Genomic DNA, 26,737 nt, shown 5'->3' with positions numbered 1-26,737 from the left:
CAGGACCTGGGCCGGAACTGTGAGCCCCGTCGCGCGGCGTGCTGCCGTGCGTCCCGGACCGGGTCACGGCAGCATGGCGTGCCGCCGGGCATCCCCGGCCGGGTCACGGCAGCATCCAGCCCAGCAGGAACGACGACTGCGCGACGACGATGAGGCACATCACCAGCAGCAGCGCGAGGCTCCACGGCAGCACCTTGCGGAGCAGATCCCCCTCACGCCCTTTCAGCCCCACCGCCGCGCAGGCGATGGTGAGGTTCTGCGGGGAGATCATCTTGCCGAGCACCCCGCCCGAGCTGTTGGCGGCGGCCAGCAGGTCCGGGGAGAGCCCGGACTCATGGGCGGCGGTCACCTGGAGGGCGCCGAAGAGGGCGTTCGCGGAGGTGTCCGAGCCGGAGACGGCGACGCCGAACCACCCCAGCACCGGGGAGAGGAAGGCCAGCCCGGCCCCGGCGGCCGCGACGAAGTGCCCGATGCCGGCGGCCTGCCCGGAGAGATTCATGACATAGGCGAGCGCGAGCACCGAGGTGACCGTAAGGATCGCATGACGCAGTTCGTGCACCGTCGCCGTCCATTCCCGCGCGGCGTCGCGGGCGGTCACCCCCAGCACAGCGACGGTGGCCACCCCGGCCAGCAGCACCAGGGTGCCGCCGGTGGCGATCAGCGGCAGCGAGAAGACATTGGCGCCGACCGGCTTGCCATCAGGCGCTCCGACGTCCAGGAAGGGCCAGTCGAAGGTGCGGGTGGCCTTGGCCAGGAGATCCTTGACCGGGCCGATCTGGGCGATGGAGAAGATCGCCACGATGAGCGCGTACGGGGCGTAGGCGCGCAGCACCTCGGGGCGCGGGTCCTCGCGGTCCAGGTCGTCGCTGCGTACGCCGGTGAGCACGGCGGCGCGCACCGGCTCCTCGGCGGGGCGCCGGGCGGCGGGCATGGCCACCAGTACGGCCGCGCCGGCCAGCGCCGCCGCGATGTCGGCGAGCTGGACGGAGAGGTAGTTGGAGACGGTGAACTGGGCGACGGCGAAGGCGACCCCGCAGGCGAGCGCGGGCGCCCAGGTCTCGCGCAGCCCGCGCCGCCCGTCCACGAGCGCGACCAGCAGCAGCGGGACGACGAGGGCGAGCAGCGGGGTCTGCCGCCCCACGACGGAGGCGACGGAGTCCAGCGGCAGCCCGGTGACCTGAGCCAGCGTCACCACGGGGGTGGCCATGGCGCCGAAGGCGACCGGCGCGGTGTTGGCGACGAGCGCGACGACGGCGGCGCGTACCGGGTCGAAGCCGAGCGCCACGAGCATGACCGAGCAGATCGCCACGGGGGCGCCGAACCCGGCGAGCGCCTCCAGGAGCGCACCGAAGCAGAAGGCGATGACGAGGGCCTGGACGCGGGGGTCGTCCGAGAGCCGGCCGAAGGAGCGGCGCAGCACGTCGAAGTGGTCGGTGCGGACGGTCATCCGGTACACCCACAGGGCGTTGACGACGATCCACATGATGGGGAAGAGACCGAAGAGCGCCCCCTGGACGGCGCTGGAGAGGGCCTGGCCGACGGGCATCCCGTACGGGAGGCAGGCGACGAGAGCGGCGACGACGAGCCCTATGGGGCCCGCGTAGTGGGCGCGCATCCGCACCCCGCCGAGCAGGACGAGGACGGTGACGAGGGGAAGGGCGGCGACGAGGGCGGACAGGGAGAGTGAATCGGCGACGGGGTCCAACTGCTGCACGAACACACGGGCCTCCCGTTATGGGCAATCCCTGGAAGGTCACATCCGTGATGCGGAAACGGAGGACCCTGGTGTGCAGGCATGGTCGTGTCCGCGCCAAGTCACAGTCAATGCTCCGTCAGCAAGTGATCCCGACAAGGAGCCGGAGAGGACCGCGAGACGTTCGCGAGAAGAACGCGGGGAAAGTGCGGGAAGATCGCGAGGGAAGTGCGGGGGGGCCGATCAGGACTCGGGCGACCGCAGGACCCGCAGATGGCCGCGGCGCGCGACCTCACGCGGGTCGCCCTCCCGGCCGCCATGTCCGCTCCCGGCCCCGGAGCCTCCCGAACCGGACGCCGCCCCCGCCGCGCGCTCATGGGGGCGGGCGGCCTCGCGGACCGCGTTGGCCAGCGCCTCCAGATCGTCACCGCTGGGCCGCGTCGGACCGGTGTCGACGGCGAGCCGGACGACCTCCCAGCCACGCGGGGCGGTCAGCCGCTCCGAGTGCTCCGAGCACAGGTCGTAGCAGTGGGGCTCGGCGTACGTGGCGAGCGGCCCGAGAACGGCGGTCGAGTCCGCGTAGACGTACGTCAGCGTCGCGACGGCGGGGCGGCCGCAGGCGGTGCGCGAACAGCGACGTACAGGGCTCACGACGTTGGACGGTACCGCACTCTTGAGCGGGCCGCGACGACTCTCCACCAGCTCACTCCGCCGTGTCGTCCTGGTTCGCCCCGTGCACCCGAAACGTGAACTTACCCGTTGACCAGCAGGGACTTCCGGTGCGGCAGAAACCGCCGGCAACGAATCCGGTCAGCACTCGAACCGAGAGAGATCATCCTGGGCCAGGGAAGCGATGCAAGAGACGTCCGTTTTTGGACCCAAGCATGGCTGGAATGCTCATTTGGCGACATCCGGCACGGCTGTCCGGTAAGCGCATGGGAGGCGGGCGGGCGACGGCTACCCTCGTGAGTGATGACCAGGCCCGTACATCCCCATCAGTCCGAGCCGCGCCCTCGCCGCCGCGACCGCCACGGACGAGGTATGCGCGGCCCTATCGCGCCGCCCCAGGTGCCGCTCTCGGTCAGCCGCGCGGAGTCCTTCGTCGATCTGGTGCAGGACTCGGCCGAGCGGCTGGAGAGACGCTGGCCGCAGTTGTCCGGAGTCGACTTCACGGTGCTGGAGGTCCCCACGTCGGAACTGGGCGGCCCGGGGCCGGGCGGGGGCCCGGACGGGCACGGCGGACCGGACGGCTGGGACGGCGAGTCCGTGCCGCTCGGGCGCTTCATCGCGGCCCGCGGGGACGCGCCGGACCGGATCGTGATCTACCGCCGCCCGGTCGAGATCCGGGCGAAGAACCGGGACGAGCGGGCGCTGCTGGTGCACGAGGTCGTGGTCGAGCAGGTGGCGGAGCTGCTGGGGCTGGCCCCGGAGTCCGTGGACCCGCGGTACGGGCAGGAGTAGCGGGCAGCGGCACCGAGGCACGAGACGCCCAGAGGCGCGACGCGCCCCGAGGGACGAGGCGCCCGGAGGCGCGACGCGCCCCGGGGCGGGCCGCGAACCCCCGCGGCCCGCCCCGGCACGGGCCGCGGGCCCCAGGACCGCAAGGACCCAGGAGCGGCCCCAGTCGCCCCAGTCGCGACCCTAGTCGTCGTTGAGCAGGGACAGGTCCTGGCCCGCCTCGGGCACCGCGACCATGCCCCGGTCGTCCGGCAGCGGCTGGATCGTGAACATCGGGACCCCGCCCTGCGGCAGCTCCAGCATCCGCGAGGCGTGCACCGGACCGCCGGAGAGCCGCTCGACCGTCACCGCGTACGGGCCCTTGCCCGAGGCCGGGCGCGGTGGCTCCAGCGCCTGGGTGGTGCCGCCCTTGACCTCGTAGGTCTTGCTGACCGGACTGCCGCCGCCGGCGCCCGCGGAAGCGGTGATCCGCACCTTGGCGGTCGCTCCCGGCGCCACCAGGGAGAGCGTCGAGCCCTTGGTGCGGTTGTCGGCCGCGGTGGCGCTGCGCTCGATCGCGCCGGTCGCCGGGATGAACGCCGTCTCCTGGTCGCTCCCCTTGCCCCGGGTCACCTGGAGCCCGGCCACCACCGGTGTGGCCGGGCCGTCGCCGCCCTCGGGGGTGAGCAGCAGCGAGCCGGGCTCGCCCTTGGTCACGTCGCCGAGGTCGATCGCGGCCGTCATCCCGCTCTTGACGTGCAGTGACTCATGTCCGGCGGGGGTGATCGAGTTGTTCGGCCCGGCCAGCCGCACCTTGAGGTCCGCGTCGTCGGCCCCGGGCGCGAAGACGACAAGGCGCGCCGAGGTGGCGTCCTTGGGGATGCCGGGGATCGCCACGCTCGTCGAGGGCACGGCGGAGGCGGGCAGCCAGTCGCTGCCCGCCTTCTGGTCCACGGCCTGCACGGCCGCGCCGATCCGGCCGGTGCGGGCCGTCACGCGGAGCGAGGCGCCGGCCGCCCGCTGGTCGGTGAGGGTCGAGAGCAGGACCGGGACGGTGGAGCGCGGCGGGACCGTGATCGACTCGTCGGTCGAGGGCTTCAGCCGGCCGCTCGGTCCGTAGAGCTTCAGATCCACCTCGGCGGCGGCGTCGTCCGGGTTCGTCAGATGGACGAAGTCCTGGCGGTTCTTGTCGGTGCTGACCCCTGGGAACCAGAAGTCCGTATCGGGAGCGGTGCACGCGGTGCCCAGGATGCCGCGTCCGCTGCCCGCGTCGATCGTGGTGGTCTGCTGGACGGTCCAGCCGGGCGCGAAGCGGCCGTCGGCGGTGCCGATGAGCGCGGGGGCGCCCGCGCTGTCCAGGTCCGTGGTGACGGGCTTGCCGGGCTCCTTCAGGGGCAGTACGGGCTTCTCGCCGCCCGGGGACGGCTGGTCGCCCTTCTTGTCGCCCTTGCCGTTCTTGCCGTCCTTACCGGCGTCATCGCCGGGATTCTGCACGTCATCGGCGGGGTTCTGGGCGGGCAGCAGTTCGGCGGTGCCGTCCTTGGCGTCCACGCCGTCCCGCTTGGGCGTGTACGCGGTGTAGGTGGTGCTGCTCACATCCGAGGAGGAGGGCGTCGGGCACAGCAGCGTCGAGCGCTGCACGGGCAGCCGGGTGGCGGCCTTCGCGGTGGAGTCCGCGTCATCGGAGGAGCCCCCGGTGAGGGCCGCGACGCCGGTGACGGCGGCCAGCGCGGTGGCGGCGCCGATCAGGGACAGGGTGGTGCGGTTCATCGCTGCTGCTCGCTCCCGTCGCGGCGGTCCTCGGGGTCGGCGCCGCCGTACGTCGTATCGCCCTGCGGGGGGTAGCCGCCGTCGGGGTAGGGCTGCTGCTGGTCGTAGCCGTAAGGGTCGGCGTACTGGCCGCCCGCGTACGGGTCCGCCGGGTACTGGCCCTCCTGGTACTGGCCCTGACCCTGGCCGTCCTGGTAGCCGGCCGGATAGCCGGTGTCCTGATAGCCGCCCTGGTAGTCACCGGCCGGGTACTGGCCGCCGGGGTACTGACCCGGGTAGCCCTCGCCCTGGTACTGCTCGCCTTGGTACTGCTCCCCCTGGTACTGGCCGGCCGGGTACTGGCCGTATCCGGCGTCGGCGTACGTCTGCGCGTCCCACTGCTGCCCGTACTGCTGCTGGTGCGGTACGGCGGCCTGCTGCTGATGCGGCACCGCCGCGTACGGGTCACCGGCGGCCGTCTGGTCGCCGTACGGATCGTTGGCCGCCGCCTGGTCGCCGTAAGGGTCGTTCGCCGCCGCCTGGTCGCCGTAAGGGTCACCCAGGGCGGCCGGCTCGGCGGGCGGCTCGGCGGGCGGCTCCAGCGGCGGCTCGCCCGGCCGCGGGGGAATCCCGTCCGGCAGCGGGGGCATGGCGTCCGCGTCGGCCGGGTCCGCGTCCGGCCGCCCCTTGGCGGCCTCGGCCTGTACGGCCTGCGCCTCCGCGGCGGCCCGCAGCCGCCGCGCCCGGCGTCCGTCGCCCGCCATGTCCTCGGCGGTGATGACGGCGGCCGCGGCCTCCGCGTCCGGCAGGTCGTCGTCGACGTTCCGGCGGCGGCCCGGCAGCGCGAGCACCAGCAGCACGACCGCGAGCAGCCCCTGCGCCCACACCCACGCGGTGTGCGTGATGGGCGTGTCGTAGCTGAGGTCCAACCGGCCGCCGTTCGCCGGGAGTTCGAAGCCCTGCGCCCAGCCGTCGACCGTCGTCGCCTTCAGCGGCTTGCCGTCGAGCGTGGCCTGCCAGTCGGGCGCGGACCGGTCGGCGATCCGCAGCACCCGCCCGGCCGTGCCGTCCGGCACCGTGGTGTGCGCCTCGACCGGGCCGGACGCCACATGCACCGGCTTGGCCGCCGCCCCGCCCGCCGGGCGGCCCGAGGACTCCGCCGGGACGATGGAGACCCGCGAGACCCGCTGGTCGACCCGCCACAGCACGCCGCCGTGCTCCCGGCTGAGCTGGGTGAGGCCCGGGGTCGCGTTCAGCACCCGCTCCATCTCGGACGGCGCGCCCTTCTGGACGTACACATAGCGCACCGCGTAGCCGCCGAGCTGACGGGTCTGGTCGGCGCCGGAGCCCGCGATCAGATTGGCCACGACGCCGTCGAGCCGGGTGTCGGCGGCGCCCGCCGCCGCGAGTTCGCCCTCGCCCAGCCGGGCGCCGGAGCCGCGCACCAGGGCGTAGTCGGCGTGGGCGGCGCTGCTGCCACCGCCGAGCACCAGAGTGCGGGCCTGGTCCTCGGTGGCGCTCTCGGCCGCCACGAACGCCGGGACCTGCGAGGGGTCGCGCCGCCCCACCGGGCCGTCCGCGCCGCTCACCATCCAGACGACGGCGGCGTACAGCGGCGCGGCGACCGTGGCGACCGCGATCAGCAGCGCCACCGGCTGGCGCCAGCCGAAGCTCTGTGCCGCGACCCGCTCGCGTGCGTTCTCGGCGCCCACCACACCGGCGGTCAGCAGCGCCAGGCCGTAGACGAGGGTCGCGGGCCCGGCCCAGCCGGAGCCGCCCGTGAACGCCGCGAAGAGGAAGCCGGTGAGCGCCACGGCCCACGCGGTGCGCACCACCGTCTGCCGCTCCCCGCGCATCAGCGCGGCGAGGGCGGCCAGCACGAAGCCGAGCAGCAGCAGCGTGCCGCCGCCCTTGGGGCCGCCGGGGCTGAGCGCGAGCAGGTCCAGGGCGGACGCGGAACCGGCGCCGCGGTCCAGCCCGGCCTCCTTCAGGAAGCGCGCGGGGTCGGTAAGGAGGTCGAGCGACCAGGGGGCGAGCACGACGAGCGGGGTGCCGACCACGGTCAGGAACCGCAGCCCGTACCCCATGAGCTGCTCGGTGCCGCTCTGCCGGAACCGCAGCACGAGCACACCGGCGCCCAGGAGGAGCGCCATCGGCCAGACGACCGGGGTGAAGGCCATGGTGAACGTCAGCAGCAGCGCGTACGCCCACGCCGCCCGCCAGCTCGGCAGCCGCGTCCCGTTGCTCGTGAACCCGGTCGCGGCGGCCGCGGCCCGGGCCATCAGCGGCAGCAGTATGGCGAGCACGGCGGTGCCGAGCCTCCCGCCCGCGAGCGCTCCGGTCGCGGCCGGGAGGAAGGCGTACGCGACGCTCCCCCAGGCGCGCAGCAGCCGGGACTCGACCAGCGGCCGGGAGGCGAAGTACGCGATGAACCCGGCCAGCGGCACCGAACAGACCAGCAGCAGGGTCAGCGTGAAGCCCGTGGAGCCCAGGAAGACCGTGCCCAGTGCGGCGAGGGCGGCCAGATACGGCGGCGCGGACTGCGTCCCGCCGGTGCCGACCGGATGCCAGCCGTCCACATAGCTCGACCACAGCTCGGAGACATGAGCGGGCGCGGGTAGCAGGGCGCCGCCCGCGAGCGCGCCCGCACCGAGCAGATCCCGGCAGGCGACCAGCGAGACCACCAGCAGGACGAGGAAGAGCATCGGCCCGGGCTTGCGCGCGATCCGCTTGAGCCGGGCGAACTGCTCGATCTCCAGGAAGTCGGCGTCATCGCCGCCGGGCCCGGACTCGACCGCGCCGTGCCGTCCGCCGGACGACAGTTCGGGCTCGGAACGGCCGCCTATATTGCTGGCGACCTGCTCGACCGTCGCCCTTACGGTCGCACCGGGCGGCGGGAACAGCGGCCGCAGCTCGCTCGGCTCCGCCGCGGGGCGGCCTCTGCGCTTGCGCGCGGCGAGGATCCGCCCAGGCCGCAGCAGGATGCCGAAGAGACCGGCGACCTCGTCCAGGGCCTGCCCCGGCACCTTGCCCACGAGATAGGCCAGGGTGCGCAGCAGGGTGCCGAACAGAAGCCGCAGCATCACATAGGGCAGCAGCGCGCCGCGGGTGTTGACCAGCAGGGTGTAGACGGCGCCGGCCTTGTCCACGCGATGGGGGTTCGCCACCGAGCGCCCCACGCAGTCGATGGGCCGCCGCTCGCGCGCGGACGCCTCCGCGTGCCGCAGTACGGCGTCCGGGGCGATCAGCACCTGGTGGCCGGCCGCCTGGGCGCGCCAGCACAGGTCGACGTCGTCCCGCATCAGGGGCAGCCGGGCGTCGAAACCGCCCAGCTCCTCCCACACATCGCGGCGCACCAGCATGCCCGCGCTGGACACCGACAGCACGGGGCGCACCTGGTCGTGCTGGCCCTGGTCCTGTTCGCGCCGTTCCAGACCGGTCCAGCGGCGGCCGCTGCGGGCGATGCTGACGCCGACTTCGAGCAACTGCCGCCGGTCGTACCAGCCGCGCAGCTTGGGGCCGACGATCGCCGGCTCGCGGTTGGCGGTGAACTCGGCGTCCACGACCCGCAGCAGCTCGGCCAGCGCGTCGGGCTCGGGCGAGCAGTCGTCGTGCAGCAGCCACAGCCACTGGACGGGCTCGCCGTGCGGCAGCTCCGGCAGGTCGTACGCGTCGTCGCGCCAGGCCCGGTTGACGGGGTCCCAGCCGCTGGGGCGCTTGAGGTACGTGAGCTCCTCGGGGCCGAGCACCGGGGCCGTACGGACCGCCTCGGCGACGGCCGTGCCGAAGCCGCTGCGGCGCGCCATATGCAGCACCCGCTCCTCGCCGAGGGTCTCGGTGAGCAGCCGGGCGGAGTCGTCGGCGCTGCCGGTGTCGGCCGCGACGACGCTCTGGACGGGGCGCTCCTGGCCGAGCAGACCGGACAGCGCGTCGGGCAGCCAGCGGGCGCCGTCGTGGGCGACCAGGACGGCGGTGACGACATGACGCGGATAGGCCGGTGTCTGAACCGGTTCTTGAGCGGGCGCAAACGCGGCGTTGGCGGCCGGATATTGGGCCGCCTGGTGGCTGTGCACGGACATCGAGGTACGGGCCCCGGTTCGCTGGACTGCGGTGGACGCGCGCGCCCCCTGGGGGCGTTGGAGCGTCTCGGACGGGGCCCCACACTAACGGCTGTGTATGCGACCGGTCCGCCTCCCGTCACCATGCGGGCAGGGGGCGGACCGGTCGCGGTGGCTCAGCCCGCCGTGAACTGTGCGGATATGTCAGCGCGGGTCATACGGTTCCGGCAGGCCCGACGGGGCCGAGGAGTCGGCCGGGGCCGAGGAGTCGGCCGGGGCCGACTGGTCCCCTGAGTCGGCGGGACCGACGGGACCGGCGAGTCAGGCGGGTCCCGTGTCGGGTGTCAGACAGCGGCCTTCTTCAGTCGGCGGCGCTCACGCTCGGACAGACCACCCCAGATGCCGAACCGCTCATCGTTGGCGAGGGCGTACTCAAGGCACTCGGAACGGACCTCACAGGCGAGGCAGACCTTCTTCGCCTCACGGGTGGATCCGCCCTTTTCCGGGAAGAACGATTCGGGATCGGTCTGGGCGCACAGTGCGCGCTCCTGCCAACCGAGCTCCTCGTCCGCCTCTTCGACCAGCAGTTGCTGGAACAACTCGGTCATGTGCGCCCCTCGTCTGTCTTTGCGTCCCCGTGCCTGATGCCGTCGGTGAACCGGCAGAACGACACGAGTGAAATTACAAGTGTGCCGATCCGGGCCAGTCAAGCCGAGATCTGCTATTGGGCCTCTTATTCACTCTGCGGAACCAAGGCTGCGCGGAAAGTGTTCAAATCGGCCTAAACGCGACACCTTCCCCATCCGACGACCGAGTCCCTCCTCTCACGCTCACTGAGGAGGACGCCATCGACGCCGCTCCCGTTGCATCGCCCGGGAGATGGAGCGGGGTGGCGCAGGGGTCGTGCGGGGATCGTGCAGGAGTGGTGCGGGGGTGGTGCGCGTCGATGCGCGTTGGTGCGCCGTCTCACCGGTACAACGCGCGCACAAACCTTTCTGCCTCCATAGCGACCGGAAGAGGTGAACCTTGAGCTGAAACGTGAGATCAAGTTGACAGCGGCGCGGCGATCCAGGTCTCCTTGGTCGCATGTCAGTGACCCACGCGCCCCTGCCGACCCGTGACCACGGGTTCCGCTGCGCTGTGCGGGCTCGCTGTCGCTGTTCGAGCTGTTGATGCCCCCAGAGCTCCGGCTTTCTCCGCGTTTCTCTCGCTTCGCTCACCGCGTCTCGTCCTGAGACCGCGTTCGCAGCGCGCTTCGCACCGCACTTCGGGCCGCATTTCGCGCCCTTGCCGCCTCCCTACGGCGCACCTCTCCGCGCCCTTCCCGCCGAGGAACCCCCGCCATGAACAGCGACGTCCAGATCGCCGGTGACCCGCTCGCCATCCCGCATCTGCTGCCGCCCGTACCCGCGCGCCCCACCACCGTCTCCGCCTTCGCGGGCCTGGCCCGCACCATCGCGGCCGACCGCGACGGCTGGGCGTCCCTCGTCCAGTACGACGCCACCAGCCGCTGGTACCACCGGCTGCGCACCGGCCCCGGCTATGAGGTGTGGCTGCTGAGCTGGGTGCCCGGACAGGGCAGCGGAGCCCATGACCACGGCCGCTCCTCCGGGGTGCTGACCGTGCTCCAGGGCGAGCTGACCGAACGGGTGGGAACGCGCGGCGTGCGGCATGCGCTGCGCGCCGGCGCACAGCGGGTCTTCGCGCCTGGTTATGTGCACGACGTCGTCAACGACGCCCTCGAACCGGCCGTCAGCCTGCACATCTACTTCCCCGGGCTGACCGAGATGCCGCTGCACCCCACCCAGAGCGCCGAGTTGTCCGCCCCCGCGCACCCTGCCGCGGCCCCCGGCACGCTGGGCGTCCCGGGGCGCTGAGCCGCCCCGAACGCCCGCGATGTCCGAGGCTGCTGCCAGACTGTCTCCCATGCGCATTGTGGTTCTGGCAGGCGGTATCGGCGGCGCCCGTTTCCTTCGCGGTCTGATGTCGGCGGCTCCGGACGCCGACATCACCGTCATCGGGAACACCGGCGACGACATCCACCTCTTCGGCCTCAAGGTCTGCCCCGACCTCGACACCGTGATGTACACCCTCGGCGGTGGCATCCACGAGGAGCAGGGGTGGGGCCGGGCCGACGAGACCTTCGCCGTCAAGGAGGAGCTGGCGGCATACGGGGTGGGGCCCGAGTGGTTCGGCCTCGGCGACCGCGACTTCGCCACGCACATAGTCCGTACGCAGATGATCGGCGCGGGCTATCCGCTGAGCGCCGTCACCGAGGCGCTGTGCGCCCGGTGGCAGCCGGGCGTGCGGCTGCTGCCCATGACGGACGACCGCGTCGAGACCCATGTCCTGATCGACGACCCGGACGCCCCGGACGGCGAGAGCCGTAAGGCCGTCCACTTCCAGGAGTACTGGGTGCGGCTGCGCGCCTCCGTGCCCGCCCACGCCGTCGTCCCCGTCGGCGCCGACCAGGCCAAACCGGCGCCCGGCGTCCTGGAGGCCATCGCCGACGCCGACGTCGTCCTCTTCCCGCCGTCCAACCCGGTCGTCAGCGTCGGCACGATCCTCGCCGTGCCCGGCGTGCGCGAGGCCATCGCCGACGCCGGGATCCCGGTCGTGGGCCTGTCCCCCATCGTGGGCGACGCGCCCGTGCGCGGCATGGCCGACAAGGTGCTCGCCGCCGTCGGCGTCGAGTCCACCGCCGCGGCCGTCGCCAAGCACTACGGCTCCGGGCTGCTGGACGGCTGGCTCGTCGACACCGTGGACGCGGGCGCGGTCGACGAGGTCGAGGCCGCGGGGATCCGCTGCCGGGCGATCCCGCTGATGATGACGGACCTCGAGGCCACGGCGGCGATGGCGGCCGAGGCGCTGGTGCTGGCGGAAGAGGTGCGGGGATGAGCGCGTTGCGGGACGGGGTGGAGGGCGCGTCGGGCGACGCGTCGGAGCGCGTGCCGGGGGGTGTGGCAGGCGACGTGTCGGAGGAGTTGCCGTCGTATCAGGTGTGGGCCCTCCCCGGGATGCCCGAGGTGCGGCCCGGTGACGACCTCGCCAAGCTCATCGCCGACGCCGCGACCTCCGGCGGTCTGCCGGGGCTCGCGCACGGCGATGTGCTGTTGGTCACCTCCAAGATCGTCAGCAAGGCGGAGGGGCGCGTCGTCGAGGCGACCGACCGCGAGGCGGCCATAGACGCCGAGACGGTGCGGGTCGTGGCGCGGCGCGGCCGCACCCGGATCGTCGAGACCCGCCACGGACTGGTCATGGCCGCCGCCGGGGTCGACGCCTCCAACACCCCTTCCGGGACTGTTCTGTTGCTCCCCGAGGACCCCGACGCCTCGGCCCGGGCGATCCGGGCCGGGCTGCGGGAAGTGCTGGGCGTGGAGGTGGGCGTCGTCGTCACCGACACCTTTGGGCGACCGTGGCGGACCGGGGTCACCGACGTCGCCATCGGGGCCGCGGGGGTGCGGGTCCTGGACGATCTGCGCGGCGGCGTCGACGCGTACGGAAACGCGCTGAGCGCGACCATCGTCGCCACCGCCGATGAGCTGGCCTCGGCGGGTGACCTGGTCAAGGGCAAGGCCGAGGGGTTGCCGGTGGCTGTGCTGCGGGGGCTTCCGCAGGTGGTGAGGTTCGAGGGGCTGGACGATGAGTCTGGGGGACTTGGTGGGTCTGGGGGACTTGGTGGGTCTGGGGGACTTGGTGAGTCTGGGGGACTTGGTGAGTCTGACGGGTCTGACGGGCCAGGAGCTGATGAGGGTGCGCGGGCGTTGGTGCGCGGTGCCGCGGACGACATGTTCCGGCTGGGCACCTCCGAGGCCGTACGGGAGGCCGTGACGCTGCGCCGTACGGTTCGGGAGTTCACCGACGAGCCGGTGGACGGCGCGGCGGTGCGGCGCGCGGTCGCCGCCGCCGTCACGGCGCCTGCGCCGCACCATACGACGCCGTGGCGCTTCGTCCTGCTGGAGTCGGAGGAGTCGCGGACGCGGCTGCTGGACGCGATGCGGGATGCCTGGATCGCCGACCTGCGGGGGGACGGCTTCTCGGAGGAGAGCGTCGCCAAGCGGGTGCGGCGCGGGGATGTGCTGCGGAAGGCGCCGTACCTGGTGATCCCGTGCCTGGTCGCGGACGGCGCCCACACCTACCCCGACCCGCGTCGGAACACGGCGGAGCGCGAGATGTTCGTGGTCGCGGCGGGCGCCGGGGTGCAGAACCTGCTGGTCGCGCTGGCGGGTGAGGGGCTGGGGTCGGCGTGGGTGTCGTCCACGATGTTCTGCCGCCCGGTGGTGCGCGAGGTACTGGGCCTGCCGGACGAGTGGGACCCGATGGGGACGGTCGCGGTGGGCCAGGCGGCGGTTCCGCCGGTGGCACGGGCGGAGCGGGGGGTCGAGGGGTTCGTGGTGGTGCGGTAGGACGTCGGGTCCGGGGGCTGGTCGGGGCCGGGTCCGGGGGCTGGTCGGGGCCGGGTCCGAGGTTGTGCGGGCCGGTTGTGCGGTGGGGTCGTGTGCGCGGGGGCAGGGGGGCGCGCGTTGTGCGGGGTGGGGGCACGGGTGCGGGAGCGTTTGCTGGGGTGCGCCGTGGGGTTGCCCTTGGAGCGGGGCGCCCTTGGGTCCGGTGGTGGGTGCCGGGTGCGGGGCCTCCGGGGCGGCGCCCTGGACCGTATATTTACGGCGCCATTGGCCGGGGGCGTTGAGTGGGCCGGGGATTGGCGCCACAAATACACGTAAGCGTCCAGGACACCACCCCTGCGACCCCGCCCCCTCCCGTCTCTGGACATCAGCCGGGCGTTCATCGAGCCGCCGCGGGCCTCGGGCAACGGGGTGCTGGTCAACGTCGCCAGCATGGCCGCGTACTTCCCCGTCCCGAACATGGTCGTCTATGGGGCGGCCAAGGCGTTCGTGCTGAGCGTGGTCTCCGGTCGGCTCAACAGTTGTCATGGTCATGGGATCCAGTACCGCTCAGTGACCCTCGGCGCGCGGCGGGCCGTAGGGTGGCGGGGTGTGTGTGAGACGTACCTGGAGCCCTTCGGGACCCTGCGACCTCGCGCGTAACCTCGGCGTGCTTCAGCGAGGCCCAGGGGATCCCGCGTTTCAGGTCGGCACGGACGGCGCCTTCTGGCGGGCGAGCCGGACGCCGGCCGGGCCCGGGACCATACGGATCGCGCGCAAGGGTTCGGAAATCGAGGGCCGGGCCTGGGGGCCCGGCGCGGAGTGGCTGCTGGACGGTCTGCCCGCCCTCCTCGGGGCCGACGACGACCCGTCCGGGTTCGTGCCCCGCCATCGGCTCGTTCACGAGGCGCACCGGCGCCATCCCGGTCTCCGGCTCATCCGCACCGGGCTGGTCCTGGAGTCCCTGATTCCGTCGATCCTGGAACAGAAGGTCACCGGCGTCGAGGCGTACCGCGCCTGGCGGCTGCTGCTCCAGCGCCATGGCGAGCCCGCGCCCGGTCCGGCCGAGGGGATGCGGATGCGGGTCATGCCCGATCCGCGCACCTGGGCGCTGATCCCGTCGTGGGAGTGGCATCGCGCGGGCGTGGACACCAAGCGCTCCTCGACGATCCTGCGGGCCGTCCGGGTCGCCCGACGGCTGGAGGAGGCCACGTCCATGGACCTCGCCACCGCCTCCGCCCGGCTGCAACTCATCCCGGGCATCGGGCCCTGGACGGCCGCGGAGACCCTCCAGCGCAGCAATGGCACTCCGGACGCGATCACGGTCGGGGATCTGCATCTGCCGCGGATCGTCGGCTACGCGCTCACGGGGGAGCGGGGTGCGGATGATGAGGCGATGCTCGAACTCCTGGCCCCGTATGCGGGTCAGCGATACCGTGCGACCCGGCTGATCCTTCTGTCCGGCCGTACTCCGCCCCGGCGCGGGCCCCGCTTCGCGGTCAGGGACTTCCGGACGATGTAGCCCCCACCCCGCCCCTTCCCACAGCATCAATATGCGGCTCCGCCGCGTGGGGGGGGCTCCGCCCCGGACCCCGCTCCTCAAACGCCGGAGAGGCTGAATTCACGCCACCGGCGCGCGGACGCCGACGAGACGGGAGGGGGCGGGGTCGCAGGGGTGGTGTCCTGGACGCTTACGTGTATTTGTGGCGCCAATCTCCGGCCCACCTCACGTCCCCGGTCAATGGCGCCGTAAATATACGGTCCAGGGCGCCGCCCCGGAGGCCCCGCACCCGCCACCCACCACGAACAGCAGGCGCACCACCCACACACCCGCACCGCACCCACAAGCCGCACCCACAAGCCGCACCCAGCGGAACCCGCGCCCCCCCCCGTCACTGGTCGGACGAGAAGCGGACCGCCCCCGCCGGGATGTCCGCCCCGCACCACACCCGTACGCCGTCCCGCAGCTCGTTGTCCGGGCCGACCAGCGCGCCGTCCCCGACCACCGCGCCCTCCAGCACCGTACGGGCGCCGATGCGCGCCCCCGCGCCGACGAGCGAGTCGCGCACCTGGGCGCCCTCCTCCACGACGGCGCCCTCCAGCACCGTGCTGCCGTCGATGCGCGCGCCCGCGCCCACCCGGGCCTGGGGGCCGATGACCGTGCCGCCGGTCAGCTTGGCGTCGCCCGCGACCGAGGCGCTGTCCAGGACGAGGCGGTCACCACAGCGCCCGGGGACGGCCGGGGAGGGGGCCCGGCCCAGCACCAGGTCCGCGGAGCCGCGGACGAATGCCTGGGGGGTGCCGAGGTCGAGCCAGTACGTGGAGTCGACCATGCCCTGAAGATGCGCGCCCGCGGCCAGCAGACCGGGGAAGGTCTCGCGTTCGACGGAGACGGGGCGATCGGCGGGGATGGTGTCGATGACCGAGCGGTTGAAGACGTACGCGCCCGCGTTGATCTGGTCGGTGACGATCTCCTCGGGGGTCTGCGGCTTCTCCAGGAAGGCGGTGACCCGGCCCCGCTCGTCGGTGGGCACCAGCCCGTACGCGCGCGGGTCGGGGACCCGGGTGAGGTGCAGGGAGACATCGGCGCCCGTCGTGCGGTGGTTGTCGACGAGGGCGCGGATGTCGAGGCCGGTGAGGATGTCGCCGTTGAAGATCAGCACCGGGTCGTCGGGGCCCGAGCGCAGCCGGGAGGCGACGTTGCGGATGGCGCCGCCGGTGCCGAGGGGTTCCTCCTCCGTGACGTACTCCAGGTGCAGGCCGAGCGCGGAGCCGTCACCGAAGTACGGCTCGAAGACCTCCGCCAGATAGGAGGTGGCGAGCACGATGTGCTCGACCCCGGCGGCGCGGGCGCGGGCGAGTTGGTGGGTCAGAAACGGAACGCCCGCCGCCGGGACCATTGGCTTGGGAGTGTGCACCGTCATCGGGCGCAACCGGGTTCCCTTGCCGCCGACCAGGAGGATCGCCTCTGGCGATGGCGTTGCTGGCGCAATGGTCACGTAACGTCTCTGCTTCCTGCTGGGGCTCGCCGGTCGGCGGCCAGTGTATGCAGATCCCCGGACCGCGCCTGATCAGCGCCCCTGGAGGCGGGCGGCTGTCTTCCGTACCGAACCGAGCTTCTTGTAGAGGTCCTTGCCCGGGCACTCGGTGGCAAAGCCGTCGCGGTGACCTGCGATCACATGGAGCTTTACGTTGGTGCCCTTTTTGTACTTGTTGCCGCCGCCGGACACCAGATGCGCGGTGCCACGCGGATTTCGCTTGAAGAGGCCCAGCTTCCACGCGGCGAGCTTGGCGACGGCCTTCACGGCCTTGGCCGAGGGCTTCTTGGACGAGAAAGTACCGAGGACGGCGACGCCCATGCTGTTGGTGTTGAAGCCCAGCGTGTGCGCTCCGCGGACGGCTTTGGCCACACCGCCGGAGCGGCCTTCGTAGATTTTTCCGCACTTATCGATGGTGAAGTTGTAGCCGTAATCGCGCCATCCCAGGCTCTTCACGTGGTAGCGGTAGATACTGCGCAAAACGGAGGGCGCCTGGGAGCAACTGTACTTATTGCCCGTCACGGTGTGGTGGATGAAGGCGACCTTCACGGTCTTGCTGTAGACGTGGCCCGTTTCACGGATCTTCTCGTCGGCGCCCCAGCCCGCGCGCGTGACGATGCTGGGCCGCGGCGCGCTGTAGCGGGCGGCGTTCGCCTTGGTCACCTCCTCGGGGAGTGCGCTGGTCGGCGGGGTGATGGCACTGGGCGGCGCGGTGGGGCGGGTGGCGTGAGTGGAGGGGGCGGAGGGCGCGGAGGATGTGGAGGATGCGGAGGGGTACGGCAGCGGCCTGGCGGATGACCCGGAGGGCCTGGAAGACGGCCTCCCGACCGACCCCGGCGACGGCCTCGCGCCCGGCGCGGCACCTCCCGACGCCGACACGGCGCCCGCCTTCCCGGCACCCCCCGGCGTCGGCACCGGATGCGCCGGAAGGGCGCGCAGTACGGCCTGGTCCGGGGGCGGCGGCGCCGGGGTCTCCCCGGGGTCGACCAGCTCCAGCCGCAGCCCGGACGGCAGCACCGCCGACCTGGCAGCCACACCCCCGCCCGCACCCGCACCCCCGACTCCGTCCGCCGCCGCAACCACCTCCGGCCGCACCCGCGCCTGCACGCCGTCCGAGTCGCCGACCCACAGCGGTGCGGTGCCGCCATGGGCCCGTACGCCCCGGAGTTCGGGCGAGTCGGGGTCGGGGCCGTCGTCCCCGTACGGCAGCAGCTCGCGCCATGGGGACCACTCGCCGCCGACCGCGCGGGTGCGCACCTGCACCCGGCCGCGGAGGTCGGCGGAGGGCTGGTCCCAGACGACGCCGACGAGCGAGAACGGCCGTACCCGCGATGCGGCGACGCCCCGGTCGGCCGAGACGCCCCCGTCAGCCGGAGCCGGAGCATCGGCGCCGGGCGCGGCCACGCCCCGGTCGAGCCCGTCCGCCGCCAGCGGAAGGAGCGGCAGCGACTGCGTGGAGCCGGAGGAGGAGAAGGAGGAAGGGGAAGGGGAAGGGGAAGGGGAAGGGGAAGGGGAAGGGGAGGAAGAGGGGGCGGCGGTCCGCTCGGCCCGGGCATGTGCGGGACCGGGATAGACGGCGAGGGGCAGGGCGAGGGCGGCGGTGCACGCGACGCCGATCGAGGATGCCAGGTATGCACGCATGATTGAAATCGTCTACATAAGGGGACAAACCTGTCCATTCGGAAGAGCGGCCATGTCGCGGACCGTTCGCTGAGCCGACCCCCACCGACCCCGTCCGCGCGGCATCTTCGGCGCGTAGTCTTGCGCGCGTGAACGCCACCGATCGCACCCCCGCCGACCTGCTGGGATCCGCGCTCGCCGCGGACCCGCCCCGCCCGCTCGTGACCTTCTACGACGATGCCACGGGCGAACGTGTCGAACTCTCCGTGGCCACCTTCGCCAATTGGGTGGCGAAGACCGCCAATCTGCTCCAGGACGATCTGGCCGCCGCGCCGGGCGACCGATGCGCACTGCTGCTGCCCGCCCACTGGCAGACCGCCGTGTGGCTGGTGGCCTGTTCCTCGGTCGGGGTCCTCGTGGACATCGGGGGCGACCCGGCCTCCGCCGATCTCGTCGTCAGCGGCCCGGACACCCTCAAGGAGGCACGGGAGTGCTCCGGTGAGCGGGTGGCGCTGTCGCTTCAGCCGCTGGGCGGCCGGTTCCCCCAGTTGCCGGAGGGGTTCGCGGACTACGCCGTGGAGGTGCCCAGCCAGGGCGACCGCTTCGCCCCGTACTCCCCGGTGGACCCGGAGGCACCCGCGCTGACCGTCGGCGGTGTGGAGCTGACGAGCGCGGAGGTGGTGGAGCGGGCGCACGCCGACGCCGCCGCGCAGGGGCTCGGGCCCGGTTCGCGGATCCTCTCGGGGCTTCCGTACGAAAGCTGGGAGGGGCTGTCGTACGGGCTGTACGCACCGCTGGCCACCGGCGGTTCGGTGGTGCTCTGCCGCCATCTGGACCGGCTGGACGAGAAGGGGCTGGCGGGGCGCAAGGAGAGTGAGCGCGTCACCGCCACCATGTCCTGAGACCACTCATGCCCTGAGACCACTCATGCCCTGAGACGACTCATGCCCTAAGCCGACACCCCAGCCCCCAGCCCCCAGCCCCCACCCCCCTTCCCACCCCTGACCCGTCCGGCGGACCGCGGGCCGAGTCCACGGGCCGCGTCGCCCACCCCGCGCGATGATCTACGGATACGTACAACCATGTGCGGGCTTCGCATGTCTGTTCCGTTAATCGGTATCCCGGTAATCGGTAGGTATCCCGGTAATCGGTATCCCGCCATGCGATGCCGCTCCGCCCCCGGGCGGAAGACGGGTGGGAGGACGCGGACGTGACGACCGACAGTTCCGAGCCTGCGCCGAGACGCAGGCGCCGCTGGCCGCGTGTTCTCGCGCTGGGCGTGGCCATGCTGGTGCTGTCGGTCGCCGGTGCGGGGTGGTGGTTCTACGAGCGCCTCGACGGCAATATCCGCACCGATACCCGGACCGCGAACGAGCTGAGGAAGTACGAGGCCGAGCGGCCGGTGTCGGTGGTGCGGGACGCCCAGAACATCCTGCTGATCGGCTCCGACAACCGGGGCGGCAAGGGCAACGGCAAGTACGGCAAGGACACCGGCACCCAGCGCTCGGACACCACGATCCTGCTGCATCTACAGGCCGGCGGTAAGAGCGCCACCGCCGTCTCCATCCCCCGCGATCTGATGGTGGACATCCCGGCCTGCGACCAGCCGGACGGAAAGCGGACCCGGGCCCGGTTCGCCCAGTTCAACTGGGCGTTCGAGGCCGGTGGCGCGGCCTGTTCGATCCGTACCGTCGAGAAGCTGACCGGGATCCGCGTCGACCACCATCTGATCGTGGACTTCAGCGGCTTCAAGCGGCTGGTGAACGCGGTCGGCGGGGTGGAGATGTGTCTGAAGGAGCCCGTGGACGACGCCGAGGCGCATCTGAAGCTGCCCGCGGGCCGTCAGGTGCTCCACGGGGAGCAGGCGCTGGGCTATGTGCGCGCCCGGTACAGCATCGGCGACGGCAGCGACACGGAGCGTATCGGCAGGCAGCAGGAGTTCATGGGCTCGCTTGTGAAGAAAGTGCAGAGCAATGGTGTGCTGCTCAATCCGGCGAAGCTGTATCCGGTACTCAATGCGGCGACGTCCGCGCTGACCACGGATCCGGGGCTGGATTCGCTCAAAGATCTGTACGGACTGGTGCGCGGGGTGCGGGACATCCCGCGGGAGAAGATCCGGTTCCTCACGATTCCGCGGCAGCCCTACACGTATAACAAGAACCGGGATGAGCTCGTCCAGCCCGACGCCGACCGCTTGTTCCGGCAGTTGCGGCTCGATCGGCCGGTGCCGGTGGCCCACACCGTCACCGCCTCGACGGGCGGCGATCAGAAGGCCGGCGACCTCAGCCCGTACCAAGGGACGACGGCCGCCCGAGGTATCTGCGAGTAAAGGCACGTTAAGGGCGGCCCATGAATCGTGAAGGGCGAGACAACAATTGGGCAGATTGCCCAGTTGTAGGGAAGTGGAATTTGTCACCGGCGTCGCTTGACGCTGATCCGGGCGGATAGTGTGAGCGATCCGGTGCGCTCTACGAGGTGGCCGCGCACTGCACGAAGACAGATGGAGCGCCTTGAGGGGGAGGCGCCGCGTGGCACCGACGGAGGACACAGGCGACCGTGGACGCGCAAGGCCCTGGCGGGGCGGGTGACTTCGACCCAGCCGATCAGTGGGTGTTCGACCCGAATACGGGCAATTACGAGCTGCGGCTGAACCCCGCCGAGACATCGGAGGACACCACCGAGCTGCGAGCGGTCTCCAGATCGTCGAGCGCTGACGGCGCCACCGACTCCGAGCCCAAGGGGCGCCGGCGCGCGGCCAAGCGGGAGTCGGAGGAGGAGAAGGAGACCGGCCCGGTCAGCCGCCGCAAGCCGAAGCCGAAGAAGTCGAAGACGAAGAAGGCGCTGTACTGGGGCAGCGGCACCCTGGCCTTTCTGCTGGTGGGCGGTTCCGCCGCGGCCTACTTCGTCTATCAGCACCTCAACAACAACATCAGCAAGGTCGACGTCGGCGAGAACAACGCCGCGGTCTCCGACGGCCCGATGAACATCCTGCTGATCGGCACCGACCGGCGCGACGGCAAGGGCAACGAGGGGTACGGCGACGCGGGGAGCGTCGGGCATGCCGACACCACGCTGCTCTTCCATGTCGCCGAGGACCGGTCCAACGCGACCGTGCTGTCCATCCCGCGCGACATGATCACCGACATCCCGAACTGTCGTACGAAGCAGAAGGACGGTTCCTTCAAGAGCATCCCGGGCGAGTCGGAGGTGCGCTTCAACACCAGCCTGGGTCAGGAGGGGCGCGACCCCGGCTGCACCTGGCAGACGGTCGAGAAGCTCACCGGGCTGGAGATCGACCACTTCATGATGGCCGACTTCAACGCGGTCAAGGAGATGTCCTCGGCGGTCGGCGGGGTCGAGGTGTGTCTCGCCAAGGACGTCAACGACCCCAAGTCGCATCTGAACCTCAAGAAGGGCCGCCATACGATCAAGGGCGAGGAGGCGCTGGCGTTCGTCCGGACCCGGCACACCGTCGGCTTCGGCGGCGACCTGGACCGGATCAAGCTCCAGCAGCAGTTCCTCAGCTCGCTGATGCGCAAGATGAAGGACAGCGGGACGCTCACCAGCCCGGGCAAGATGTGGGACCTGGCGCAGACCGCCACCAAGGCGCTCACGGTGGACACCGGGATCGGCACCGTCAACAAGCTGGCCTCACTGGGGAAGAACCTGAGCAAGGTCGACCTCAAGAACGTCACCTTCGCGACCGTCCCGGTCGTCGACAACACCGACGGTGCGACCGTGCTGCTCGACAAGACCAAGGCCGAGCCGCTGTTCTCCATGGTCCGCCAGGACGTGTCCCTGACCGAGGTCAAGAAGAAGGAGAAGGCGGCCAAGGACGAGCAGGCGGCACGGCTGAAGGGGCCCAAGGCCGATCCCGCCGATGTCCGGGTCAAGGTGCTCAACGGCAGCGGGCAGTTCGGCGCCGCCCAGGAGACCGTCGACTGGATGCAGAACACCGAGGGGATGCTCCGCACCAGCAACGGCGGAAACGCTCCGTCAGAGCTGAAGAAGACGACGCTGGAGTACGCTCCCAACCAGGCCGACCAGGCACGTCGGCTGGCCGACAGCATGGGGCTGCCCGCCTCCGCCATGAAGGAAGGCACGAAGGACGCCGAGCCGAAGGCGGAGATGAGCCTGACGCTGGGGGCGGACTTCAAGGGCGCCGGCACACCGATCTCCGCTCCGGCGAAGGCGCCGAAGGACATTCAACGGGTCGAGGCCGACGACAAGAACGTCTGCGCCAAGTGACCTCACCGGCCAATTCGCCCTCTTCCGTTGAGCCGGACAACAGACAGACAGACAGCAGGAGGCCCGATGCGGCAGAGCAGTGTGCGGGGGAGAAGAGGGCGGCGGGCCACCGTTCCCGAACCCCGTGAGCCTGGTGAGGACGGCAGCCCGTCGGAAGGGGAGCGCCCCGCGTCGAACGGCGCGGGGCGCCGGCCGGGCGGTCGGGGGCGGCCAAAGCCGAAGCGGAGTCGCGGGGTGCGGATCCTGCGCTGGACCGCCCTGACGCTGGCCGTGCTGGTACTCGGCGGGGCCGGCGCCGGATACTTCTACTACGAACACCTGAACGGCAATCTGAAGAAGGCGGATCTGGACCTCGGCGACAGCAAGCTCGGCAAACCCGAGCCCAACGCCGCCGGACAGACCCCCCTCAACATCCTGCTCATCGGCTCCGACGGCCGGAACACCGCGGAGAACGTCAAGCTCGGCGGCGCCAAGCGGGACGCGGACCGCAAACCGCTGGCCGATGTGCAGATGCTGGTGCATGTCTCGGCCGACCGCAGCAATATGTCGGTGGTCAGCATTCCGCGCGACACCCGGGTGACCATCCCCCGGTGCACCGATCCGGAGGACGGGACGGTCTACCCGAAGACCGTGGGGCCCATCAACGAGTCGCTCCAGTACGGCGGTCCGGGCTGCACGGTCGCCACCTGGAAGGAACTCACCGGCGTCTACATCGATCACTTCATGATGATCGACTTCTCCGGGGTGGTCTCCATCGCGGACGCCATCGGCGGCGTACCGGTGTGCGTGAACAACAACGTCTACTCCCATGACAGCGACGGCCACGGCTCCGGTCTGAAGCTGACCAAGGGCACCCACAACGTCAAGGGCGTCCAGGCCCTCCAGTGGCTGCGCACCCGCTACGGCTTCGAGGACAACACCGACATAGGCCGGGCCAAGGCCCAGCACATGTACATGACCTCGATGATCCGCCAGCTCAAGTCGGGGACCAAGCTCAGCGACCCGGGCAAGCTGATGGACCTCACGGAGGCCGCCACCAAGGCGCTGACTGTCGACCACGGCCTCGGCTCCCCCAAGAAGCTGTACGACCTGGGCAATGACCTCAAGCGGGTGCCGACCAAGCGCACCACCATGATCACCATGCCCTGGGTGTACGGCGAAGGCGAGAAGTACGTGCTGCCCAAGCCGGGCGACGCCGAGCAGACCTTCTCGCTGCTGCGCAACGACACAGCGCTGGACGGCAAGGACAAGAAGAAGCCCGACGCCACCCCGGCGCCCACCGCGCCCAAGGACCAGCTCCCGGTGGTGGTGCAGAACGGCACCGCCAGCACCGTCCTGGGGCCGGCCTCCGGCCGGGCCTCGGAGATCACCTCCGAGCTGGTGCGGCTGGGCTACGCCAAGGCCACCGCGAACTCGGTGCTGATCTCGCAGGCCGACACCACCGTCCTCTACCCGGGCGAGGACCGGCAGGGCGACGGCCTGGCCGTGGCCAAGGCGATGAAGCTGCCGAAGTCCGCGGTGAAGTCGTCGAAGTCGGTACGGGAGATCACCGTGGTGATCGGCAACGACTGGCGCCAGGGCACCGCCTATCCGAAGCCGGCCACGGACGACGGCGACAAGACGCCCAAGAGCGCGGACGCGCTCAACGGCGAGGAGAAGGGCTGTATGAAGGTCAACCCGGGCTACAGCTTCTGACGCCTCCGTGAGGGCACGACGCCCCCGTGGGGGCACGATGCCTCCGTGACGGCACGACGAAGGGGCCGGACCCGCTGGTGGGTCCGGCCCCTTCGCGTAGGGCTACGGGGCCATGACCGCCGGGCGGCGGCTGGCGATGACCCGCTTGGCGAGCGCCCGCGGGCTGGTCAGAAAGCCCCAGCCCCAGGACATGTGCATGGTCGCGAGCGCCACCGGGACCCGCAGCCGGGCCATCACCGGCAGCCCCTTGCCCGCCGGGACCGAGCCCGCGACGATCGCGGCCAGATAGCCGCCGGGGATCACCAAGGCCCAGGGGGTGACGGCCGCGCCCACCACGATGCCCGCCGCGATGGCGACGACGGCGGTCGGCGGGGCGAGATAGCGCAGATTGATCGAGCCCTGGTGGAAGCGGGCGACGACATGGCGCCAGCGCCCGTAGTCCTTGTACTGCTTGGCCAGGGCCCGCACGCTCGGCCGCGGCCGGTAGGAGACCTTCAGCTCGGGCGAGAACCAGATGAGCCCGCCGGCCTCACGGATCCGGAAGTTCAGCTCCCAGTCCTGGGCGCGGATGAACTCCTCGTTGTAGCCGCCCTGTTGCTCCAGCGCCTCGCGCCGGAAGACGCCCAGATAGACGGTCTCGGCGGGGGCCGCCTCGCCGCCGGTGTGGAAGGCCGCGTTGCCCACCCCGATCTTGGAGGTCATGGCGGCGGCGACGGCCTTCTCCCAGTCGTTCTCGCCCTCGGCGTGCATGATCCCGCCGACGTTCTGCGCGCCGGTCTCCTCCAGGAGCCGTACGGCGGTGGCGATGTAGTTCGGCGAGAGCATGCCATGGCCGTCGACCCGCACCACCACCGGATGGCGGGATGCCTTGATCGCCGCGTTCAGGGCGGCGGGGGTGCGGCCCGTGGGGTTGGGGACCGTATGCACCCGGGGGTCCTCCGCCACCAGTTCGGCGGCGATCTCGTCGGTACGGTCCGCGGACGGGCCGAGCGCGATCACCACCTCCATCTCACCGTCGTACTCCTGCTCCAGGATGTGCCGCACGGCATTGCGCAGATGGCGTTCCTCATTGAGCACCGGCATGATCACGGAGACGGCCGGGAGCTGATGCGGGGGCATGGCACCTCGGGGTTCGGGGGCCGGGCCCAGGTGACTGGGGGTGGGGCCCCAAAAGACTGCGATATCGCGCCCACGTTACCGCGAATGGGCGACACCGGAACGCGCCGCCCGGGTGGCAGTGCGCCGCACGGGCGGCGTGGGGCCGTCAAAGCGATCGTCGTATGGGCCTACGGTGAGGCGGTTCCGCCCAGCCCACCCGTTCACGGAGGTCCCCGGAGTGAGTGCACCGGCCCGATCGCCGCGCCCGCCGCGCCCCCGCTCCCGCCGCCCCCGCTGGGGGCTGCGGCTCGCCACGGGCGGCGCCGCTCTGGTGCTGGCGGTCAGCGGCATCGGGCATCTGCTGGTCAGTGAGCTCGAATCCGGGATCCACCGGGTGGATGCCTTCGGCGGCCTGGACAACCGGCCGAAGAACACCGGCGGGGGCGTCAACTTCCTCGTGGTCGGCACGGACGGACGGGAGAAGATCACGCCTCGGGAGAAGGCGCTGTACCGGCTGGGCGGAGCCCCCTGCCGCTGCACCGACACGATCATGCTGATGCATCTGTCGGCCGACCACCGCCGGGTCAGCGCGGTCAGCCTGCCCCGCGACTCGTACGCCCAGATCCCGGCGTACACCGACGCCACCGGCAAGCGCCATCCGCGCCATCCGCGCAAGCTCAACGCCGCGTACGCCGAGGGCGGGCCGAGCCTGACCGTGCGCACCGTGGAGCATCTGACCGGCGTCCATATCGACCACTACCTCGAGGTGGACTTCACCAGCTTCATGAAGACGGTCGATGTGCTCGGCGGGGTCAAGATCTGCACCTCACGGCCGCTCAAGGACGACCACACAGGGCTCGACCTGGCGCCCGGCACCCACGTCCTGAACGGCGGCCAGGCGCTCCAGTACGTCCGCTCCCGGCATGTCGACGGCACCTCCGACCTGGGCCGGATCCAGCGCCAGCAGCGCTTCCTGGCCGCCGTGGTCCACCAGACCACGGCCGGTGGCATCCTGCTCAACCCGGTGCGGTTCAACCGGGTGGCCGGGGCCCTGCTGGGCTCGGTCCGCGCCGACCACGGCTTCGGGGCGGCGGACATGGTCGCCCTGGGGCGGGCGATGAGCGGCGTGACCCCCGCGTCCTCGGAGTTCGCCTCGGTCCCGGTGATCCTGCCCGGCGTCGCGGTGCAGGGGGCCGGCTCCACGCTCCGCTGGGACCGGGCCAAGGCCGAGCGGCTCTTCACCACCCTCCGCGAGGACCGGCCGCTGGTCGCCCACCGCCCGAAGCCGTCCGGCGCCACCCCGGTCGACGTGGACCCGGGCCGGGTCCGGGTCCATGTGCTCAACGGCACCAATACGGCGGGGCTCGCCCGCCGCGCGGACCGCGCGCTGCACGCCACCGGCTTCGCCACCACCGGCTCCCCCGCCGATGCCGCGACCCCCGACGTCCGGCACACGGTGATCGCGTACGACCCCGTCTGGGACCGCTCGGTGCGCTCGCTGGCCGCCGCGCTGCCCGGGGCCCGGCTGAAGCCGGTGGTCGGACAGGGCGCGGTGATGCAGATCACTATCGGCGCGGACTACAAAGATGTGCGGCCGGTCCGGGTGGAGAAGCCGCGGAGCGACCCTGCCGGGTTCGGCGCCATCACCGGCGACGAGGTCGTCTGCCCCGAGAGCGCCACTCACGCCCTCTGACCCGAGGGATCGCCCGCTGACCCGAG

The 26,737-nt window shown here is 71.8% G+C and carries 19 protein-coding genes; 11 read left to right on the top strand and 8 right to left on the bottom strand.

Annotated elements, in window-relative coordinates:
* Positions 1–103: 103 nt before the first annotated feature.
* Both ACK1X7_RS30170 and ACK1X7_RS30165 read right to left on the bottom strand, forming a co-directional pair.
* A complete protein-coding gene (locus ACK1X7_RS30170; protein WP_390795685.1) occupies positions 104–1,720 on the bottom strand; it encodes an L-lactate permease in 1,617 nt (538 codons plus the stop codon).
* Between the two features lie 216 nt (positions 1,721–1,936).
* Positions 1,937–2,392 carry a DUF3499 domain-containing protein gene (locus ACK1X7_RS30165; RefSeq protein WP_119989156.1) on the bottom strand — a complete coding sequence of 152 codons (456 nt, stop codon included), beginning with the start codon at positions 2,390–2,392 and terminating at the stop codon, positions 1,937–1,939.
* A gap of 342 nt (positions 2,393–2,734) precedes the next feature.
* Between ACK1X7_RS30165 and ACK1X7_RS30160 the strand changes: the two genes are divergently transcribed.
* Positions 2,735–3,154, top strand: a complete 420-nt coding sequence (locus tag ACK1X7_RS30160) for a metallopeptidase family protein (protein ID WP_385144223.1) — start codon at positions 2,735–2,737, stop codon at positions 3,152–3,154.
* Positions 3,155–3,334: 180 nt separating this feature from the next.
* Here the strand turns inward: ACK1X7_RS30160 and ACK1X7_RS30155 are convergent, their stop codons facing one another.
* From ACK1X7_RS30155 to ACK1X7_RS30145, 3 genes are all read right to left on the bottom strand, one after another.
* On the bottom strand, positions 3,335–4,900 hold the full coding sequence (locus ACK1X7_RS30155) for a DUF5719 family protein (RefSeq protein WP_385144221.1): 1,566 nt from the start codon (positions 4,898–4,900) through the stop codon (positions 3,335–3,337).
* A complete protein-coding gene (locus tag ACK1X7_RS30150) occupies positions 4,897–8,958 on the bottom strand; it encodes a glycosyltransferase family 2 protein (RefSeq protein ID WP_385144218.1) in 4,062 nt (1,353 codons plus the stop codon). Before ACK1X7_RS30150 ends, ACK1X7_RS30155 begins: the two co-directional genes overlap by 4 nt.
* A 323-nt stretch (positions 8,959–9,281) precedes the next feature.
* Positions 9,282–9,545: a WhiB family transcriptional regulator gene (locus ACK1X7_RS30145; RefSeq protein ID WP_004952403.1), complete on the bottom strand. Its 264-nt coding sequence runs from the start codon at positions 9,543–9,545 to the stop codon at positions 9,282–9,284.
* Between the two features lie 735 nt (positions 9,546–10,280).
* Here ACK1X7_RS30145 and ACK1X7_RS30140 point away from each other — a divergent pair.
* The 5 genes from ACK1X7_RS30140 to ACK1X7_RS30120 all read left to right on the top strand — a co-directional run bounded on the left by ACK1X7_RS30140 (position 10,281) and on the right by ACK1X7_RS30120 (position 14,841).
* Positions 10,281–10,814 (top strand): cysteine dioxygenase, encoded by a 534-nt coding sequence (locus ACK1X7_RS30140; protein ID WP_413115875.1) that lies wholly within the window; start codon positions 10,281–10,283, stop codon positions 10,812–10,814.
* Positions 10,815–10,863: 49 nt separating this feature from the next.
* The gene (gene cofD / locus ACK1X7_RS30135) at positions 10,864–11,835 is read left to right on the top strand and encodes a 2-phospho-L-lactate transferase (protein WP_216345575.1); all 972 of its coding nucleotides are present in this window, start codon (positions 10,864–10,866) and stop codon (positions 11,833–11,835) included.
* A complete protein-coding gene (locus ACK1X7_RS30130) occupies positions 11,832–13,343 on the top strand; it encodes a coenzyme F420-0:L-glutamate ligase (protein WP_413115874.1) in 1,512 nt (503 codons plus the stop codon). Before cofD ends, ACK1X7_RS30130 begins: the two co-directional genes overlap by 4 nt.
* A gap of 408 nt (positions 13,344–13,751) precedes the next feature.
* A complete protein-coding gene (locus ACK1X7_RS30125; protein ID WP_413115873.1) occupies positions 13,752–13,982 on the top strand; it encodes an SDR family NAD(P)-dependent oxidoreductase in 231 nt (76 codons plus the stop codon).
* Positions 13,930–14,841, top strand: a complete 912-nt coding sequence (locus tag ACK1X7_RS30120; RefSeq protein ID WP_385144210.1) for a DNA-3-methyladenine glycosylase family protein — start codon at positions 13,930–13,932, stop codon at positions 14,839–14,841. Before ACK1X7_RS30125 ends, ACK1X7_RS30120 begins: the two co-directional genes overlap by 53 nt.
* Before the next feature lie 370 nt (positions 14,842–15,211).
* Here ACK1X7_RS30120 and ACK1X7_RS30115 read toward each other — a convergent pair whose 3' ends face one another.
* Together ACK1X7_RS30115 and ACK1X7_RS30110 are read right to left on the bottom strand one after the other, a co-directional pair.
* A complete protein-coding gene (locus tag ACK1X7_RS30115) occupies positions 15,212–16,318 on the bottom strand; it encodes a sugar phosphate nucleotidyltransferase (protein ID WP_216345572.1) in 1,107 nt (368 codons plus the stop codon).
* A 72-nt stretch (positions 16,319–16,390) separates the two neighbouring features.
* Positions 16,391–17,998, bottom strand: coding sequence for an N-acetylmuramoyl-L-alanine amidase (locus tag ACK1X7_RS30110; RefSeq protein ID WP_413115872.1), 1,608 nt, complete (start codon positions 17,996–17,998; stop codon positions 16,391–16,393).
* 128 nt (positions 17,999–18,126) lie between these two features.
* On the opposite strand from ACK1X7_RS30110, the gene ACK1X7_RS30105 reads away from it, so the two are divergent.
* The 4 genes from ACK1X7_RS30105 to ACK1X7_RS30090 all read left to right on the top strand — a co-directional run bounded on the left by ACK1X7_RS30105 (position 18,127) and on the right by ACK1X7_RS30090 (position 23,920).
* Entirely contained in the window at positions 18,127–18,879 is a 753-nt protein-coding gene (locus ACK1X7_RS30105; RefSeq protein ID WP_385144206.1) for a TIGR03089 family protein, read from the top strand.
* A 308-nt stretch (positions 18,880–19,187) separates the two neighbouring features.
* A complete protein-coding gene (locus ACK1X7_RS30100) occupies positions 19,188–20,306 on the top strand; it encodes an LCP family protein (protein ID WP_382960616.1) in 1,119 nt (372 codons plus the stop codon).
* 227 nt (positions 20,307–20,533) lie between these two features.
* The gene (locus ACK1X7_RS30095) at positions 20,534–22,225 is read left to right on the top strand and encodes an LCP family protein (protein WP_385144202.1); all 1,692 of its coding nucleotides are present in this window, start codon (positions 20,534–20,536) and stop codon (positions 22,223–22,225) included.
* Between the two features lie 66 nt (positions 22,226–22,291).
* Positions 22,292–23,920, top strand: coding sequence for an LCP family protein (locus tag ACK1X7_RS30090; protein WP_385144200.1), 1,629 nt, complete (start codon positions 22,292–22,294; stop codon positions 23,918–23,920).
* Positions 23,921–24,022: 102 nt separating this feature from the next.
* On the opposite strand, the gene ACK1X7_RS30085 is transcribed toward ACK1X7_RS30090, so the two are convergent.
* Positions 24,023–25,039: a glycosyltransferase family 2 protein gene (locus ACK1X7_RS30085; RefSeq protein ID WP_385144198.1), complete on the bottom strand. Its 1,017-nt coding sequence runs from the start codon at positions 25,037–25,039 to the stop codon at positions 24,023–24,025.
* Positions 25,040–25,256: 217 nt separating this feature from the next.
* On the opposite strand from ACK1X7_RS30085, the gene ACK1X7_RS30080 reads away from it, so the two are divergent.
* Positions 25,257–26,711: an LCP family protein gene (locus tag ACK1X7_RS30080; RefSeq protein ID WP_385144196.1), complete on the top strand. Its 1,455-nt coding sequence runs from the start codon at positions 25,257–25,259 to the stop codon at positions 26,709–26,711.
* Positions 26,712–26,737: the final 26 nt, after the last annotated feature.

Origin of the sequence: Streptomyces sp. CY-1 (assembly GCF_047218265.1) — a bacterium.
Classification (GTDB): domain Bacteria; phylum Actinomycetota; class Actinomycetes; order Streptomycetales; family Streptomycetaceae; genus Streptomyces; species Streptomyces niphimycinicus.
Note: the sequence above shows the minus strand (reverse complement) of the source record. Positions and strands in the feature narration are given on the sequence as shown.